The organism is Exiguobacterium sp. H66 (genome assembly GCF_018618705.1).
Classification (GTDB): Bacteria; Bacillota; Bacilli; order Exiguobacteriales; family Exiguobacteriaceae; genus Exiguobacterium_A; species Exiguobacterium_A oxidotolerans.
Genome location: NZ_JACSMQ010000002.1, coordinates 355,303 through 371,083, shown reverse-complemented (window position 1 = coordinate 371,083; position 15,781 = coordinate 355,303). Strand labels below are relative to the sequence as shown.

Here is a 15,781-nt window from a genome sequence, read left to right as displayed (position 1 = left end):
TGATTAGGGGAGGTAGCGGAGGGCGAACGTTTCAGTTGCCTTTGCCGAATAGTCAAACTGGAGGCGAATGGCATATTCGCTCGTTGAAAAAACAGATACAGCGGGGTGCTCGGTCTGCGCAAGCGTCGTTTCTCCAGTCACGAGTTCAAATGCCAACTGATCGAGTGTCAAAAGCTGATTACTTGGATTACGCACTAAGACAATCGCTTCAACGGAAGTCTCTTTTTTTAGAATCGATACCGGAAGGAGCGACCAACCGTCTGTCGGAGGAATCGGGTGAGAAAAAGCGATTTGGCGGATCCGTTGGCGTTCAGTCTCCGAGAAGGACGAATCAATCAGCACATCGGTCAACAATTCGTTCGAAAAGACAAGTTGGACCGGATCAGTAAGTGAATCAAGATCGACAAACACATCTTCTTCCGCAAACTCAAGCCAAAGCGGAATTGTTACCATTGGTAAAAGGACCGGTATCTCCTCGATACTAAGCGTTTTCCGGGCAATCAACTGGTCGCCGGACAGTGCAAGAACGACTAAATCATTCAGCTGGAAAGCTTGGTCAAGTGTATTTTGGAACAAGGCAATCAAGCGCAACGGCTTGTTTTCTAACCGTTGGAAGAGGTGGATTGCCATTTGACCAGGAGCGAGTCCAGGTAGTTGTGCCGCGACGTAGCGGAAGACATACTCATCTTCTTTGACGATTGGCATATCGTCCGTGAAATAGAGCGCAGGTTGAATAACCGGTGAATCAGTCGACGGTTGCATGAAGCATTCCTCCTTCAGTCGTAACACTTTCGAAGCGACAAAGACTAGAGACAATCTGTTTTTCAAAAGTAGAAATCGCATAAGTGAAGTAGTCCATTCCTTCCTGTTCAAAGATACGAACAGGTTGTTCCTGCGCATAACCGCGAAGATGAATCCCTTCCTTCAATGAATTCATCGCCGTTAAGTGACCCGTCCACTGTTCATCGAGTGCGAGCAGCATGAAGCGACGTGCTGTTTCTTCATGTGACGCAAGATGGTCTGCCATCGTGGTCTCGGTCTCTGCAATGAATGGAGTCAATCGTTGTTTCATTTCTTCACGCGATTCGACGCGCTCGAGCAGGACCGGTTGTTGGACGAGCTGTTCAAGTTCCGATGTCAGTAATGCCAGTGGCCATTCCTCTGGAACGAGCGCGTCATGGAGATGCTCATCGACTAAGGCATGAATGACACGAGCAGCAAAGGGCTGGACGAACCCTTCAAGTGACTCGGACTCAACAATTTGATTGCGAAGACGATAGATCGCGAGGCGTTGCTCACTGATGACATCTTCTAGCTGGACGAGTTCATCACGGACGCTCCGGTTGACGGATTCACATGTCTCCTGCGCATAGCTCATCAACTGACGCGCCTCTTTTAACGTGACAGGACCTGCGACATCGGGAAGCTTTTTTTGAACACGGGTGAGGCGGTCTTTTGCGAAGCGGCGGGGAAGCTCGTCTTCGAGTGATAAATAGAAGCGCGTCAATCCTGGATCACCTTGGCGACCGGCCCGGCCGCGAAGTTGATTATCGATGCGGACCGACTCGTGGCGTTCTGTCCCGATGACCAACAATCCACCTTGCTGTTTGGCAGAGGCATCGAGGACGATATCCGTTCCACGACCGGCCATGTTCGTCGCAATCGTAATCCGGCCAGCTTGTCCGGCTGACTCGATGATTCGGATTTCTTGATCAACCGTCTTTGCATTCAAAATCTCATAAGGCAACTGTTCGCGCTCCAGGACGTGAGCGACTTTTAGGGATTGTTCGATCGAAGTCGTCCCGATCAATACGGGTTGTCCTGTTTGATGTGCGAGTCGTGTTGCCTGTGCGATGGCCTGATATTTTTCCTGACGCGTCGAAAAAAGGACATCTGGTTCATCGATTCGGATTTTCGGGCGATTCGGTGGAATAGATACGACATCCATCCGGTAAGTTTTCAGGAACTCATCGCGTGAGGTCGACGCGGTTCCCGTCATACCCGAAACATGATGGTAGAGGCGGAAATAATGTTGAATCGTGATTTGGGCTGTCGTCCGGTTTTCTTCAGTCACGGGAACATTCTCTTTTGCCTCGAGTGCTTGGTGTAGGCCGTCAGATAAACTGCGCCCTTCCATTAAGCGACCTGTGAATAAGTCGACGAGGGCGATTTTATCATCTTTGACGATGTAGTCGATATCGCGTGTCAAGACGACGTGCGCGCGAAGTGCCTGGATGACATAATGAAACAAGACAGCATGTTCTGCCGCAAAGAGTTGATCGACTCCGAACGTTCGCTCAATCGTCTCGATGCCTTGGTCGGTTAAGGCAACCGCTTTAATTTCATCGTCAAACGTATAATCTTCCTCTGGCTGGAACGCTTCGATGACACGACGGACGAGTTGTTGGAGCGCTTCGTGAACGGTGTCACGTTCCGCCATGATGAGGGGGGTTTTAGCTTCATCAATCAAGATGCTATCGACTTCATCGATCAGAGCAAAGCGGAGAGGGCGTTGCAACCGGTCTTCTTTGCGCATGACGAGATGGTCGCGAAGGTAATCAAAACCGAACTCCGTTCCGACTCCGTATGTAATATCGGCAGCGTAGGCGGCTCGCTTCTCGTCAAATGATAAGTCGGAATGATTGATGCCGACCGTCAGTCCTAAAAAGCGATGAATTTGTCCGATTTGTTCCGCGTCACGGCGGGCCAAATATTCATTGACGGTGATGACATGGACGCCTTGCCCGTACAGACTCTGTGTAAAACTGGCGAGCGAAGCGACGAGGGTTTTTCCTTCCCCGGTCGCCATCTCGGCGATATGTCCTTCAAGTAGCGATAGTCCACCAATCAGCTGGACATCGTAATGGCGGAATCCGAGCGTCCGCTTACTCGCTTCCCGCACAAGCGCAAATGCAGTCGCAGTAATCGCTTCGACCGACTCACCCGTCTGAAGACGTTCTTTTAAAGAAGCGGTTAAGCGGCAGAGTTCGTCATCGGTCTTCTGTTGCATTTCCGCTTCCAGACTATTGATCGACAGGACGATTTTTTCATAACGTCGCATCCGGCGGCTCTGTTCGTCGAGCAGTTGTTTGACACGTTGAAACATACTGAGTCACTCCTTCAATTCCGATTCTAAAACTAACCTGATTATACCAGTTAAAAAATGTAAAACGAATAGTAAAAGAGATAAATAGCGAAAACATTTATGTTTATTTGAAAGCGTTATCAATGCAAACTAATTTTTCCTGATAACTTCAAACGGTCTAAATGAAGAAATTTTTGATAACGCTTGCAAAGAGGTTTATGAAGAGGTAAAATATTTCTTGAGGCAAGTGCAATCGTTTGCGCAAATCATTCGATTTCTTGTCTTTCATGTACGATGGATGAAAGGATGGATGTCGGATGGCACCAACGATTGAAGCGGTTATTTTTGACTTAGACGGCGTGATTACCGATACAGCCGAGTATCATTACTTAGCGTGGAAGCAACTCGGAGAGGAGCTTGAGATTCCGTTCGACCGGGATTTCAACGAAACACTTAAAGGTGTAAGTCGGACCGATTCGTTAGAGCGGATCTTGGCGCTCGGTGGAAAGCAGCATGCTTTCACGGAAGCCGAGAAAAACGCGCTTGCGACGAAAAAGAACGAGCACTACGTCGAGTTGATTCAACATATCTCAGAACAAGATCTTCTTCCGGGAATTATTTCGTTCTTGGATGAAATTCGGGCTGCTGGGCTGAAAATCGGTATGGCGTCGGCTTCGAAAAATGCGCTGACGGTCGTTGAGGCACTAAAGGTCCGACACTATTTCGATGATATCGTCGATGCGGCAACAGTTGCTCAGTCTAAACCACACCCTGAAGTGTTTTTACGGGCAGCTGAAGCGCTTGACGTCGACCCGAGTCGCTGTATCGGTGTAGAAGATGCAGCAGCCGGTATTACGGCCATCCACGCGGCAGGCATGTATGCTGTCGGCGTCGGACCGGAAACGACGTTACATGAGGCAGACTATCGTGTCGATTCGACAGATTTGCTTTCCCTTGAGCAAATCTTAGCTAGTCGCTAACAACAACGTTCCATTCCCTGATGGTTCGTTGTTTCATCTGATTGATCTCTTTTCATGTGAGGAAAAGGACCGCTTCCCTGAGCGGTCCTTTTTGCGTATAGACAAATTAAGCGGTTTTTAATCTTAACGGATGGTGAGAAGTTGCTTTCCTGCTTCTTCTCAAAACAAATTTTTTTCGCAAAATTGGGAGATAAAGCGTCTTTTTTCGTTGCTTTCCTCGGGCGAGGCGCAAGCCGTTGCTCCTTGGTCCTCACGGACAACGAGCAGGGTCTTGCCTGCCTCTGAAAGTGCGTTAAAAACGCACTTTCAGAGGCAGGAGTCAACGAAAAGTGACGCTTTTCAAGTAATACCGTGAAGGAAATCCAGGCGTGGAGACGGTTTAGAGCGCGATCCGTCTCGAATCGCTTAGAACCGCGAAAAGCAATCGGTCGCGACCCTGCAGCTTTGCTGTAGCGGCGCGGAAGATTGCCGCTTTGAAGACGAGGCGAGACAGGGAAGCGCGAACGGATTGTATCTCGATACCATATGTTTACGCTTTTTAATAGTTTGTCTACACGCTGAACGCTAAAAGGATTGCGCATCGGTAGATGGCAATCCTTTTTTGTGATCGTATGTCATATTTTTTAGTCGGCTCGAAGTGTTGTGGAAAATTAAAGTGTCGCGAGAATTCCCTCTGCGATCGCTTGTGCGTAACGTGCCTGATAGGCAGCGTTCGTTAACTTCGAACGATCCGTGCTGTTTGAAAGGAATCCGAGTTCTGTCAAAACGGCGGGAGCATTCGTGCCTCGGATGACCGCTAAGTTACCGAAATCCACACCGCGATTTCGCATACCGGCATAACTGACCAGCCGTTGTTGAATCGCATTTGCTAATTGAATGGATGTTGATCCGTTATAGTAATAGTTTTCGGCACCGGAAGCGCTCGTAGCGTTTGAGGCATTGATATGGATGCTGACGAAGCGAGCAGTTGCATGTGAGTTCGCCATGACGCTCCGGTCGGTCAATGTCGGATAATAGTCATTCGTATACCGCGTTAATTGTAAATCGACTTTTCCTTCGAGAAGGCTTGCGACCTGACGCGCGACGGCGAGGACGATATCGCGTTCTGTTAGTCCGACCCGTGTAGCACCGGGATCATAACCGCCATGACCAGGATCAAGGACGATCAATGGTCGATTCGAAGGAGCGGGTTGAAAGAGGGTTAAATACATCGACTCGACATAACCGGAGCGTCCGTCCGCTGTCTTGACCGCGACATAACCACGTGTTTTATGTGTACTGTTTGAGACGACGACCGGCGTACCGCGTCCGAGACGAGCGAGTTGGCTGCTTGAAGAAGACGGACCGGAACGTAATGTGACCGTACTACCTGAGCTGATGAGGACATACATTTTTGAACCGCTGTAATCGACGCTCGCCGTAGAAGAAGAGGCGGGAGAAGAAGTCCCTTTTTTCAAGTAAGTACCGATGACATAACCCGTCGATCCGTTATAGGTCACTTTATGCCACGCGCCACTTGTAGATAGCGACTGAACGACGTGAGTTTTCGGAATCGTCAAGATCAGTTTCCCGGATGCACTCGGTGCGGTACGAAGATTTAACCGTTCGGTTGTTGTATAAGCAGTCGTTTTCGATGTTGTCGAAGCCGTGACTTTTTTTAAGTAAGAGCCGGAGACGTAGCCGGTTTTATTACTGTACGTGACTTTGTACCAGTTTCCGTCTTTATAGCTTGAGCTGATTTTTTTACCTGTTGGAATCGTCAACAGCCGTGTCGAAGAAGTCGTCGCTGCTTTGCGTAAAGAAAGTGCTGCGGTTGTTTGATAAGTTGTCTTCGCGAAAGTAGTCCCCGTGGCGACTTTCTTTAAGTATGTTCCTAGCACGTAACCCGTCTTTCCTTGATAAGACAGTTTGTACCAATTCCCTTTACGATAAGAGGAGCTGACCTGTGTATTTTTCGGAATCGTCGTCAACTTTTTCGACGTGGTCGTATTGGATGTCCGAAGATTTAAAGAATCTGTTGTTTTATAAGTCGTTTTCGTAAAAGAAGTACCGCTAGCTGCCGATACTAAAGAAGACGGAAACGCAACCGTGAGTAGAAGCAAAAGTACTAGTGCAAACGACAATATTTTAGTTAATTTGTCCATTAATTTTCCAGTCTCCTTTTGTGTAAAATCAATAGTTAGAACACCTTTACGAATAAAATAAGTGCTTTTGAGATAGTTTAATTTATAATTTATATGTTCCGTTCTAGCTCCTTTCTGTTAATATGAGGTGTAACCATTGTATCGGGTGTTTAGTGAAAATATTACAGGATAATTAAATATTTAAAAAAATTATATATTATAGAGACAATTTATAGTCTGTAATATTTCAATAAACATACAATTGAAACATATTTGAAATATTTATGTTTAATTTTGGAAGGTAGGGTAAACATGGGAACGAGTGAACACATTTATCGTGAGTTGATGGAGATTGAAGAGGAATACCGCCGTCTTCAACGGCGTGCAGAATACTTGATTGCAGAGTTGAGTCGTGGTGCTGGAGATTATTCAAAAGAAGTCGCCGTAGCACAAGAACGCCCTCTAAAACAACGGCGTGTCAATCAGCGTTATCCGCTTGAAGTGTACGTCCACCAAATCAGTGATTTGATGCGTGAACGTGAATCGATGTCGGCACGTGACATTCAAATGGAACTTGAATTACGTTACCGTCACCAAATCAGTAACATCTATCAATTGATGGCGAAAGTCGAGCAAGCGAACCCGGCAATCAAAAAGGTTGGCCGTGGGATTTATACATATGATCCGTCTGCTGAAGTCCCAATCTTCATGTGAGCCGCTCGTCGGCTCTTTTTTTTTATGATATAATTCGCGCAGGAGCGTGATGTTATTATGTTATGGACTGCGTCCATCGTCTGTTTTATCGCGGCCTTACTGATCACACCCGTCGTAAAACGCTTTGCGATTGCAGTCGGTGCCGTTGACAGTCCGGACGCGCGAAAAGTACATGTGCGAATCATGCCACGTCTAGGTGGGTTGGCGATTTATATCGCGTTCATGATTGGCTATTTTATTTTGCAACCTTCGAGTCCCTATGCGACTCATATTTTAGTCGGAGGATTCGTCATCATTTTGACGGGGGCCTTCGACGACCGATTCCAATTGAATGCCCGTTTGAAACTGATGGGGCAAATTGTTGCTGCCGTCATCGTCTTAAATGGAGGTATTCGAATCGAATTCATCAACTTGCCGTTTGACCAGCAACTGTTTCTCGGTTGGTGGAGTGTGCCGTTGACGTTTCTTTGGGTCATCGGGATTACGAATGCCGTCAACTTGATTGATGGACTGGATGGACTCGCAGCCGGTGTCTCGAGCATCGTGTTGTTGACGTTGATCAGCCTCGCTGTCATCCAAGGAAATGTTTATGTGACGATCGTCGCGATTTTACTCTTGATGAGCACGCTCGGCTTTTTGTTCCACAATTTTTATCCGGCGAAGATTTTCATGGGGGATACAGGGGCCTTGTTCCTTGGATACATGCTCGGTGTCTTATCGTTACTCGGTTTTAAAAACGTGACCTTGTTCTCGCTTGCCGTTCCGGTCATCTTGCTCGGGATTCCGATCTCCGACACGTTGTTTGCAATCGTCCGGCGTGTTCTTCAAGGGAAACCACCGTTCGCACCAGACAAAGCCCACCTTCATCATCGTCTGCTCGATCTTGGATTTACGATGCGCCAAGCTGTGCTCGTGATTTATGGGTTGTGTGCGATTTTCGGCATGACAGCGATTTTATTTTCACAAACGAATTCCATCGGGGCACTCGTTTCGTTAATCATGTTATTGATTGTGCTCGATATCTTAGTCGAATCGCTGGGACTACTTGGCGAACGCTATCGTCCGTTATTGAATTTACTCGAACGACTTACATCAAAATGACCAATCAGCCGCTCAAAATTTGATTTTTGGGCGGCTGATTGACGATTAAGGAGACTATTATGAATCCGATAGCGGAAAAAGAACGGATTATTTATTTGGATGTCCTCCGTGGTTTTGCACTGTGTGGGATTTTGCTCGTCAACATGCCGAGTTTTCTCGGGGAACGGTTCGTGTCCGATATGGGACAAGTCGACCGATTGCTCCGGCTTTTCTTTGATTTGTTCATTCAAACGAAGTTTTATACGTTGTTTAGCGCGTTGTTTGGTGCTGGCTTTATCCTCTTCATCGACCGGCTCCGTCAAAAAAAGCGTTCGCTGTGGATTTTTGTTCGCCGTTTGACGATTTTATTTGCGATTGGTCTCATTCATTTATTGTTTTGGGAAGGTGACATCCTCCAAACGTATGCGTTTTGCGGATTCCTTTTGTTGCTCTTCGTCAAAACACGACCGCTGACCAAACTCTTCATCGGTCTTGCCCTCCAACTGTATACGGTCTCTCTCTATCTTTCAATTTATCTCTTTGCTCAATCAGAAGGCGATCGTTCCATCATTGAACCGGACGGTCGATTGACCGATCTTGTTGCTGGACGTGATCTCGGAGGTTATTTCATTTATCATGCGACCGTCCAATTGCCGGATGCACTCGGAAATACGTTGATGCTTTGGCCGGAAATTTTATCTCTCTTTTTAATTGGCGCCTATTTGATGGAACGCTTTTCAGTGCGGCCACCGACAACACGATTACTCATCGTAGGGTTCCTCGTAAGCTTGATTTTGTCACTCCCTGCACTAACGCAAATTATTCGCGTTCACCAAGGACAGGTCGCAGATGGACTAATCAATTACTTTTTCGTCTGGTTGTCCGGACGGACGCTCGCCATTACTTATGCGACAGCCATCGCCTTGGCCGTTCGGGCCGGCCTGCGAATGGAAGGGTTCCGCTTGCTCGGACGGATGGCGTTGACGAATTATTTGACGCACACACTCGTTTTTACAGTCCTTGTTTTCTTATCCGGGACATACGGCACAATTCCACTGTGGCAAGGGACGTTAGGAGCTCTCATCTTATTAGCCTGCCAAACGTTTTTCTCGCGTTGGTATTTGCGACACCATCACCAAGGACCAATCGAAGCATTGTGGAGAAAAGGAACGTATGGGAAGCAAAGATCGATTAAATTGTAAGCTGTCACAAAAAATTTACAAACGTTCCGTATACTAAACGCTGGAGGTGGAGAAATGAGTAGATGGATAGAAATCTTCATCGTCTCTTTGAAGCTCGGCTTGACATCGTTCGGAGGTCCTGTCGCGCATCTCGGATACTTTTATGAAGAATACGTCAAACGAAGGAAGTGGATTGACGAGAAAGGCTACGCCGATCTTGTGGCACTTTGCCAGTTTCTTCCCGGTCCGGCATCGAGTCAAGTCGGGATGGGAATCGGGTTGATTCGTGGTGGCGTCGTCGGTGCAATCATTTCCTTTATCGGGTTTACATTACCGTCGAGTCTGTTATTGATCATGTTCGCACTGCTTGCGACAACTTACGATTTGACCGATGCGGGATTCATTCACGGTCTGAAACTCGTCGCGGTGGCGATTGTTGCCGATGCTGTACTCGGAATGGGGATGAAGCTTGCTGTTGGACGAAAGCGGTTAGCGCTGATGTTGCTTGCGCTTGCAGGTGTCTTAATCTTCGATCATCCGCTTGCGCAAGTCGGTGTCTTACTACTGGCGGCATTGTTCGGATTACTCTTGTTTAAAGTTGAACCACAATCTGGTCAACCGTTAGCCATTCACGTATCACGCGTGTGGAGCATCAGTGCGCTCATACTCTTTTTCGGTTTGTTAGTCGCGACGCCGATTTTAGCGACGGTGGCGACGGGAAACGTGCAGCTTGCGAGCATCATGTACAATGCCGGTGCACTCGTGTTTGGGGGCGGTCACGTCGTCTTACCGTTTCTCAACCAGGCACTCGTACCAGGATTTATGGACGGAACGAACTTTCTAGCGGGGTATGCCGCGGCCCAGGCCGTTCCCGGTCCACTCTTTACATTTGCGACCTACCTCGGGACGGTCATTTCAGGTGTGTCGGGTGGTCTGCTCGCGACATTGGCGATTTTTTTACCCGGTTTTCTGCTCGTGATTGGCGTCGTCCCGTTTTGGGATCGTGTCCGGATGAACAAACAAGTCGGACGGATGTTGATCGGCGTCAATGCAGCAGTCGTTGGTTTGTTGTTAGCCGCCTTATATGACCCCATCTTTACATCGAGCGTCGAGACGGGTCTCGATTTCTTCGTCGCCTTCGGGCTCTTTTGTTTACTTCGTTTTTATAACCAGTCGCCGTTACGCATTGTTTTACTTGGAGCAGTGATTGGAATGGTGTTAAGCGGAATCGGTCTTACTTAAAAAAGGCAATCTACAGCCGCTTTAGAGCGCGTGATCGCTTTGTACAAAAAGTGCGAGCTTTCACGAGACTTGGATAGGTTTCAAGACGGCATGAGCGAAAAGAACGGAAATAGAAATGGCCGATGATTCCATAAAAGAGAGAATCATCGGCCATTTGATTGTTGTCGGAAACGTACGACATAAGGATTGATTTTACTCTGACTTATGAGTCAGCTCCATTGTTTCCAGTCTTACGCTTGAGGTGGACGAGGACGATGTCTTGCCGGACGGTCGTCGCGTCTTCGATGAAACCGAATTGATGATAAAGCGCAATCGCCGGCGCGTTCATTTTTGCCGTTGAGACGAATCGCAAATCCTCTGCTGCAAGCGCATGGTGCAGTAAACGAGAGGCGACACCTTGCCGGAAAAAAGCGGGTGCGACGAGCAGACGTGTAATCGTCTGATCGGAATACGTCAGGCAACCGATGAGTCCGGATTCGGACGTCAAGACGTAACCGAGCGGAGCTTCTTGCGTCAATTCAGCCGGTGTTTGGCGCAAAGGTGGAAAATCGGTCGTACCGATTAACTCCGCCTCTATTTGATAAGCACGTTTTTGTAATGCGAACAACGCCTCGAAGTCAGTTTGCTTCAGTCGACGTATCATCTGTTGCCCCTGAATCATCAGCCGATACCTCACTTGCCTGGTTCGTCGGCAGAGCGAGTTGTTCTTTTAGCATGTTTTTTGCTTCTTGGAGCGACTCTTCATCCAGCTTGTAGTAATAGCCACCGTTGATTCGGGCATCCGATCCTTCTAAGTCGATCCGGTTGACGGTCGCGAGTGACTTGACGAACGGCTGCAACTGGAATGCTTCCGTTAACGACATGTTCGTTTGGAAGTTATCGCCGGTCGCTTGCATCAATTGATTCAACTTTGTGATTGAACCGAGCGAAGTCGATTCATCGATGATGGCTTGTAAAATTTGTTGTTGGCGTTTTGTACGGCCGATGTCACCTTCGGGATCTTCGTAGCGCATCCGGGCATAGGCGAGTGCTTCTTCACCGGTTAATGTCTGAACGCCGGGATCGAGCTTGACGCCGCTCTGTTGGTCAGATGAATCGAGTGTGTCGATCGGCAACTTGACGTCGACGTCGACTCCGCCAATTGCATCGACAATCGCGACGACACCATTAAAGTTGATTGAGCCATAATAGTCGATTGGGATATCGAGCAAGTTCTCGACCGTCTCAATCGTTGAATCGATTCCTCCGAACGCATACGAGTGATTAATTTTATCTTCGTAGCCGACAGACGGGATCATGACGAGGGAATCCCGGGGGATACTCAACATACTGACTTTCTTTTCCGCTTTGTTGAAGGTGGCGACAATCATCGTGTCTGATCGTGAAGTAGTGTCACCAGGGCGTTCGTCCGTCCCGACGAGCAGGACGGAGAAATGATCTTTCGTCAAATCGACGGCCGCTGGACGTTTTTCTGATTTTTCACCACGGGATAATTTCACTTCTGTTTTGTTGGCTGTTTGAAAGGTTTTATGTGCGACGTAGGCGAACGTAGCGCCACCTGTGACTAAGACGATGAGAAATACGGTGACGAAAATCTTAAACCAAGAGCGTTTTGACTTTCGTTTATTAGAACGAGATCGTGTAGAATCCTCCACTGTTCATTGCCCCTAACTTTACTGAATAATTAAAAAACTTTTAAATTCTTTACAAACAGTATAGCAGGTCGAGACAGAATGTCACGTCAGGTCACATCGTGCTCGATGTAGCGAGAACCATTTTCGTGTATCTTCGCTTGGCCATTCGTCAAGTTCGTCATCCACTCGATGAATGGGGCGACATCGTTTGAATTGACGAGGACGTCGAGTTGAACATGATCGAGGTAATGGATTTGATCGATGAGGTGACGCGTCGCCCGGAGTTCATTTTCTAATTTTCCGAGCCATGTGTAATCGACCGTCACTTCAAGGAGGTCGTGGGAAACGCGTTCAATGACGCCGATTGTATTCAATCCTTCGGAGACACTTGTGCCGTAAGCACGGATTAAACCACCGCCACCGAGCTTGATTCCTCCGAAGTAGCGGGTGACGACGACAACCGTATTCCGGAGATTACGTTTTTTCAACACTTCGAGCATCGGAACGCCGGCCGTTCCACTCGGTTCACCATCATCATTCGCTTTTTGAATGTCATTTCGTTCACCGATGACGTACGCTGAACAATTGTGGTTGGCGTCATGGTGTTGCTTTTTAATCGCCGCGATGAAGCCCTGTGCTTCTTGCTCAGAGGTAGCGCGTGCTAAATATGTAATAAATCGTGACTTTTGTATAATGATTTCATGGAAACCATTTTCTTTTACTGTATAATAATTAAATAATGACATAATCAAAAATGTCCTCCTCGTTAACTAGTTCTTTCTAGCATAACGACGAATCGGGAGAGAGACAACCACGGGGACTGGAGGGAGTAGCATGACGAATGAGATGAGGGAGCGGCTGTCCTTGAATGATATCGTACAGAACATCATTGGTGTCGTAGAAGAAAGTCGGGAAGAAATCGTTCGAATTACAGAAGATTCAAGAGAACAATACGCAGAAATCCAACAGGAGTTACGGGATTTGAAGACGCGTGTTCATGACTATATTAAAGAAGCCGAACGACTGGAACGACTGATCAAGGATTCAAAAGCACGACTCGTCGTCGTCAGCAAGAACTTCGATCATTACTCCGAACAAGACGTCAGAAGCGCCTACGAAACGGCGAATGCCCTTCAACTCGAGTCGTTCATCAACCAACGGGATGAAATGAACTGCCGAAAGCGGCGGGATGAACTCGAGCGTCGCTTAGTCCACCTCGATGAGACGATTGAGCGAGCCGATATGCTGATCAGTCGCGTCTCGGTTGTCCTGAATTTTTTGACGGACGATATGCAGGTCATGAATGAAAAGTATGAAAAGGCGATGCAAAAACAAGAGATGGGCTTAAAAGTATTTCAGTCGGCTGAAAATGAGCGACGGCGCTTATCTCGAGACATGCACGATGGACCAGCACAAACGCTTGCTCACGTTTTGATTCGTGCAGATTTGATTGAAAAGATTCACCAGCACAACGGAGCAGAAGCAGCCTTTGAAGAAATCCATCGGCTCCGGATCTTGATTCGTGACGGGCTCGCGGATATTCGCCGGATCATTTATGATTTACGTCCGATGACACTCGATGATCTTGGATTTGTTCCGACACTCGAGCGTTATCTTCGTCATATGCAGGAAATTTCGAACATTCCGATTCATTTTAATTATCTTGGCGGTGGGGAGCGGATTGAGTCGACGTATGAAGTCGCTGTCTTCCGAATTGTTCAAGAAGCCGTCCAAAATGCAGTTAAGCATTCCAAAGCGAGTGACATTCGTATTATCATAGAACAGTATCAACATTCTGTCCGTATTCATGTTAAGGACAATGGGATCGGGTTTGACTTTGATGAAATTTTCGCTTCGTGCGATGAGTCGTTCGGACTTGTTGGCATGCGTGAGCGAATTGAATTGATTGATGGTTCGTTTGAAATCGAAACAAAACCGGATAAAGGGACGGTCATCAAGGTAGGGATTCCGATCGAAGAATCCGAAGCGAGAGGGGAAACACAGTGAATAACGAGCAAGTAAAAGTAGTCATCATCGACGATCATCAGTTATTCCGGGAAGGCGTCAAACGGATTCTTGATTTTGAAGAAGAATTCATTGTTGTCGCGGAAGGGGCGAGCGGAGCGGAAGTGATTCCGCTCGTCGAAGCCCATCAACCGGATATCGTCTTAATGGATATTAATATGCCGCAAGTCAATGGTGTTGAAGCGACAAAACGTCTCATGGAGGTCCATCCGGATGTCCGCGTCATCATTTTGTCGATTCATGACGATGAGACGTACGTCATGCACGCGTTAGGCGCAGGAGCGGTTGGTTATCTTCTGAAAGAAATGGCGACGGATGAACTCGTGAATGCGATTCGTTCCGTCTATCGCGAAGGGGGATACGTCCACCCGAAAGTCACACCAAACCTTTTGCAAGAGTACCGTCGTTTGATGAAGATGAAACAAACGATGTCTTCCCAACCGATTGAAAAACGTGTCGCGGAAGCGCCGTTACACGTCTTGACGCGTCGTGAGTGCGAAGTACTGCAGTTGCTTGCTGACGGTTTCTCGAACCGGGCGATTAGTGATACGCTCTATATCAGTGAGAAAACAGTCAAAAATCATGTTTCCTCAATTTTGCGGAAAATGAATGTACCCGACCGGACAGGTGCTGTCGTCGAAGCAATTCGACGCGGCTGGGTCGTCGTCGTATAATAAAAAGACGGTTGCCAAAGCGGCGCCGTCTTTGTTTTTGTATCGAAACGAACTATGATACACTTAATAACGATTGTGACGTGTCAGAAAATTACAAGTCACGACGGAACTCTTAAAAGCGAGGAAATTCACGGATGAGCCAGATTGTGATTTTAACGGATAGTACAGCCTATCTGCCAACTACCTATTGTGAAGAAAATAATGTTCATGTCGCACCGCTCAGCGTCATTTTTGATGGTGACGCATACCGGGAAGGGTTCGATATCTCAGTCCCTGAGTTTTATGCGAAGATTCAAACGGGAAGTCTGCCAACGACTTCGCAGCCGAACATCGGTGACATCACGGATGCCTTTGAACGACTACCGGCGGGAACGGATATCATCGGAATTACGTTATCAAGCGGGATTAGTGGAACGTATCAAGCTTTACATACCATTAATATGATGGTGGATCACGTTCAAGTTCACCCGGTCGACTCACGAATTTCATGTATGCCGCAAGCATTCTTAGTGAAGGAGGCCGTCCGGATGCGTGATGCCGGGGCGACGGCAACAGAAATCGTCGCACGTCTTGAAGATCTTAAAGGGATGATTCGTGCGTATTTCGTCGTTGATGATTTAGAGCATTTACAACGGGGCGGACGTCTCAGTATGACGCAAGCCGTCGTTGGTTCTTTCTTAAAGATTAAACCGGTTCTTCATTTCGTCGATGGGAAAATCGTTCCGTTCGAAAAGATTCGGACGTTCAAACGGGCGGTTAAACGGATTGAAGAGATGATGGAAGATACGATTCATAATGAGGGTGCAGGATATGTCATCGGTGTCATCCATGCCGAAGACGATGTCAAAGCACGTGCTGAAATCGAAGTGCTCGAGCAACGGTTCCCGAAAGCGCAAATTGAAATGAGCGTGTTCGGTCCGGTTATCGGGACACACCTTGGTCCTGGTGCGATCGGGATCACGTGGTACAAAGCGGATTAATGAAATAAGTGTTGCACCGAGAAAGAACATCACTTCAATGGGATGTTCTTTCTTTTTTGACTC

Annotated in this window: 14 protein-coding genes; 8 read left to right on the top strand and 6 right to left on the bottom strand. The window is 47.5% G+C overall.

Translation table 11 applies throughout. The annotated features are described in order from the left end of the window. Nucleotides 1–3: 3 nt before the first annotated feature. Both KNP88_RS05210 and secA read right to left on the bottom strand, forming a co-directional pair. Nucleotides 4–762, bottom strand: a complete 759-nt coding sequence (locus tag KNP88_RS05210; protein ID WP_214892629.1) for an SLAP domain-containing protein — start codon at nt 760–762, stop codon at nt 4–6. Beyond that, nucleotides 746–3,106 (bottom strand): preprotein translocase subunit SecA, encoded by a 2,361-nt coding sequence (gene secA / locus KNP88_RS05205; RefSeq protein ID WP_214892626.1) that lies wholly within the window; start codon nt 3,104–3,106, stop codon nt 746–748. Before secA ends, KNP88_RS05210 begins: the two co-directional genes overlap by 17 nt. A 296-nt stretch (nt 3,107–3,402) precedes the next feature. Between secA and pgmB the strand changes: the two genes are divergently transcribed. Further along, a complete protein-coding gene (gene pgmB, locus KNP88_RS05200) occupies nt 3,403–4,065 on the top strand; it encodes a beta-phosphoglucomutase (protein WP_214810550.1) in 663 nt (220 codons plus the stop codon). A 650-nt stretch (nt 4,066–4,715) separates the two neighbouring features. On the opposite strand, the gene KNP88_RS05195 is transcribed toward pgmB, so the two are convergent. Then, on the bottom strand, nt 4,716–6,209 hold the full coding sequence (locus KNP88_RS05195) for an N-acetylmuramoyl-L-alanine amidase (protein WP_214892623.1): 1,494 nt from the start codon (nt 6,207–6,209) through the stop codon (nt 4,716–4,718). 291 nt (nt 6,210–6,500) lie between these two features. Between KNP88_RS05195 and KNP88_RS05190 the strand changes: the two genes are divergently transcribed. Genes KNP88_RS05190 through chrA form a run of 4 tightly spaced genes read left to right on the top strand, consistent with a single transcriptional unit; the run spans nt 6,501 to nt 10,405 of the window. Further along, entirely contained in the window at nt 6,501–6,902 is a 402-nt protein-coding gene (locus tag KNP88_RS05190; protein ID WP_214892620.1) for a Rok-like winged helix domain-containing protein, read from the top strand. 57 nt (nt 6,903–6,959) lie between these two features. Beyond that, on the top strand, nt 6,960–8,003 hold the full coding sequence (locus KNP88_RS05185) for a glycosyltransferase family 4 protein (protein WP_029331483.1): 1,044 nt from the start codon (nt 6,960–6,962) through the stop codon (nt 8,001–8,003). Between the two features lie 59 nt (nt 8,004–8,062). Next, nucleotides 8,063–9,184, top strand: a complete 1,122-nt coding sequence (locus tag KNP88_RS05180) for a DUF418 domain-containing protein (RefSeq protein ID WP_214892617.1) — start codon at nt 8,063–8,065, stop codon at nt 9,182–9,184. A gap of 54 nt (nt 9,185–9,238) precedes the next feature. Continuing rightward, nucleotides 9,239–10,405: a chromate efflux transporter gene (chrA, locus tag KNP88_RS05175; protein ID WP_214892615.1), complete on the top strand. Its 1,167-nt coding sequence runs from the start codon at nt 9,239–9,241 to the stop codon at nt 10,403–10,405. Nucleotides 10,406–10,607: 202 nt separating this feature from the next. On the opposite strand, the gene KNP88_RS05170 is transcribed toward chrA, so the two are convergent. From KNP88_RS05170 to KNP88_RS05160, 3 genes are all read right to left on the bottom strand, one after another. Next, nucleotides 10,608–11,048, bottom strand: coding sequence for a GNAT family N-acetyltransferase (locus KNP88_RS05170; protein WP_214892612.1), 441 nt, complete (start codon nt 11,046–11,048; stop codon nt 10,608–10,610). After that, nucleotides 11,023–12,060: an LCP family protein gene (locus tag KNP88_RS05165; RefSeq protein ID WP_214892610.1), complete on the bottom strand. Its 1,038-nt coding sequence runs from the start codon at nt 12,058–12,060 to the stop codon at nt 11,023–11,025. Before KNP88_RS05165 ends, KNP88_RS05170 begins: the two co-directional genes overlap by 26 nt. A gap of 86 nt (nt 12,061–12,146) precedes the next feature. Beyond that, nucleotides 12,147–12,785 carry a YigZ family protein gene (locus tag KNP88_RS05160; protein WP_214892608.1) on the bottom strand — a complete coding sequence of 213 codons (639 nt, stop codon included), beginning with the start codon at nt 12,783–12,785 and terminating at the stop codon, nt 12,147–12,149. An 88-nt stretch (nt 12,786–12,873) separates the two neighbouring features. Between KNP88_RS05160 and KNP88_RS05155 the strand changes: the two genes are divergently transcribed. The 3 genes from KNP88_RS05155 (at nt 12,874) to KNP88_RS05145 (ending at nt 15,718) form a co-directional block, all read left to right on the top strand. Next, nucleotides 12,874–14,046, top strand: coding sequence for a sensor histidine kinase (locus KNP88_RS05155; RefSeq protein WP_088837799.1), 1,173 nt, complete (start codon nt 12,874–12,876; stop codon nt 14,044–14,046). Next, on the top strand, nt 14,043–14,738 hold the full coding sequence (locus KNP88_RS05150) for a response regulator (RefSeq protein WP_088837798.1): 696 nt from the start codon (nt 14,043–14,045) through the stop codon (nt 14,736–14,738). The genes KNP88_RS05155 and KNP88_RS05150 overlap by 4 nt, the downstream gene beginning before the upstream one ends. 134 nt (nt 14,739–14,872) lie before the next feature. After that, a complete protein-coding gene (locus KNP88_RS05145; protein ID WP_214892606.1) occupies nt 14,873–15,718 on the top strand; it encodes a DegV family protein in 846 nt (281 codons plus the stop codon). Nucleotides 15,719–15,781 lie beyond the last annotated feature (63 nt).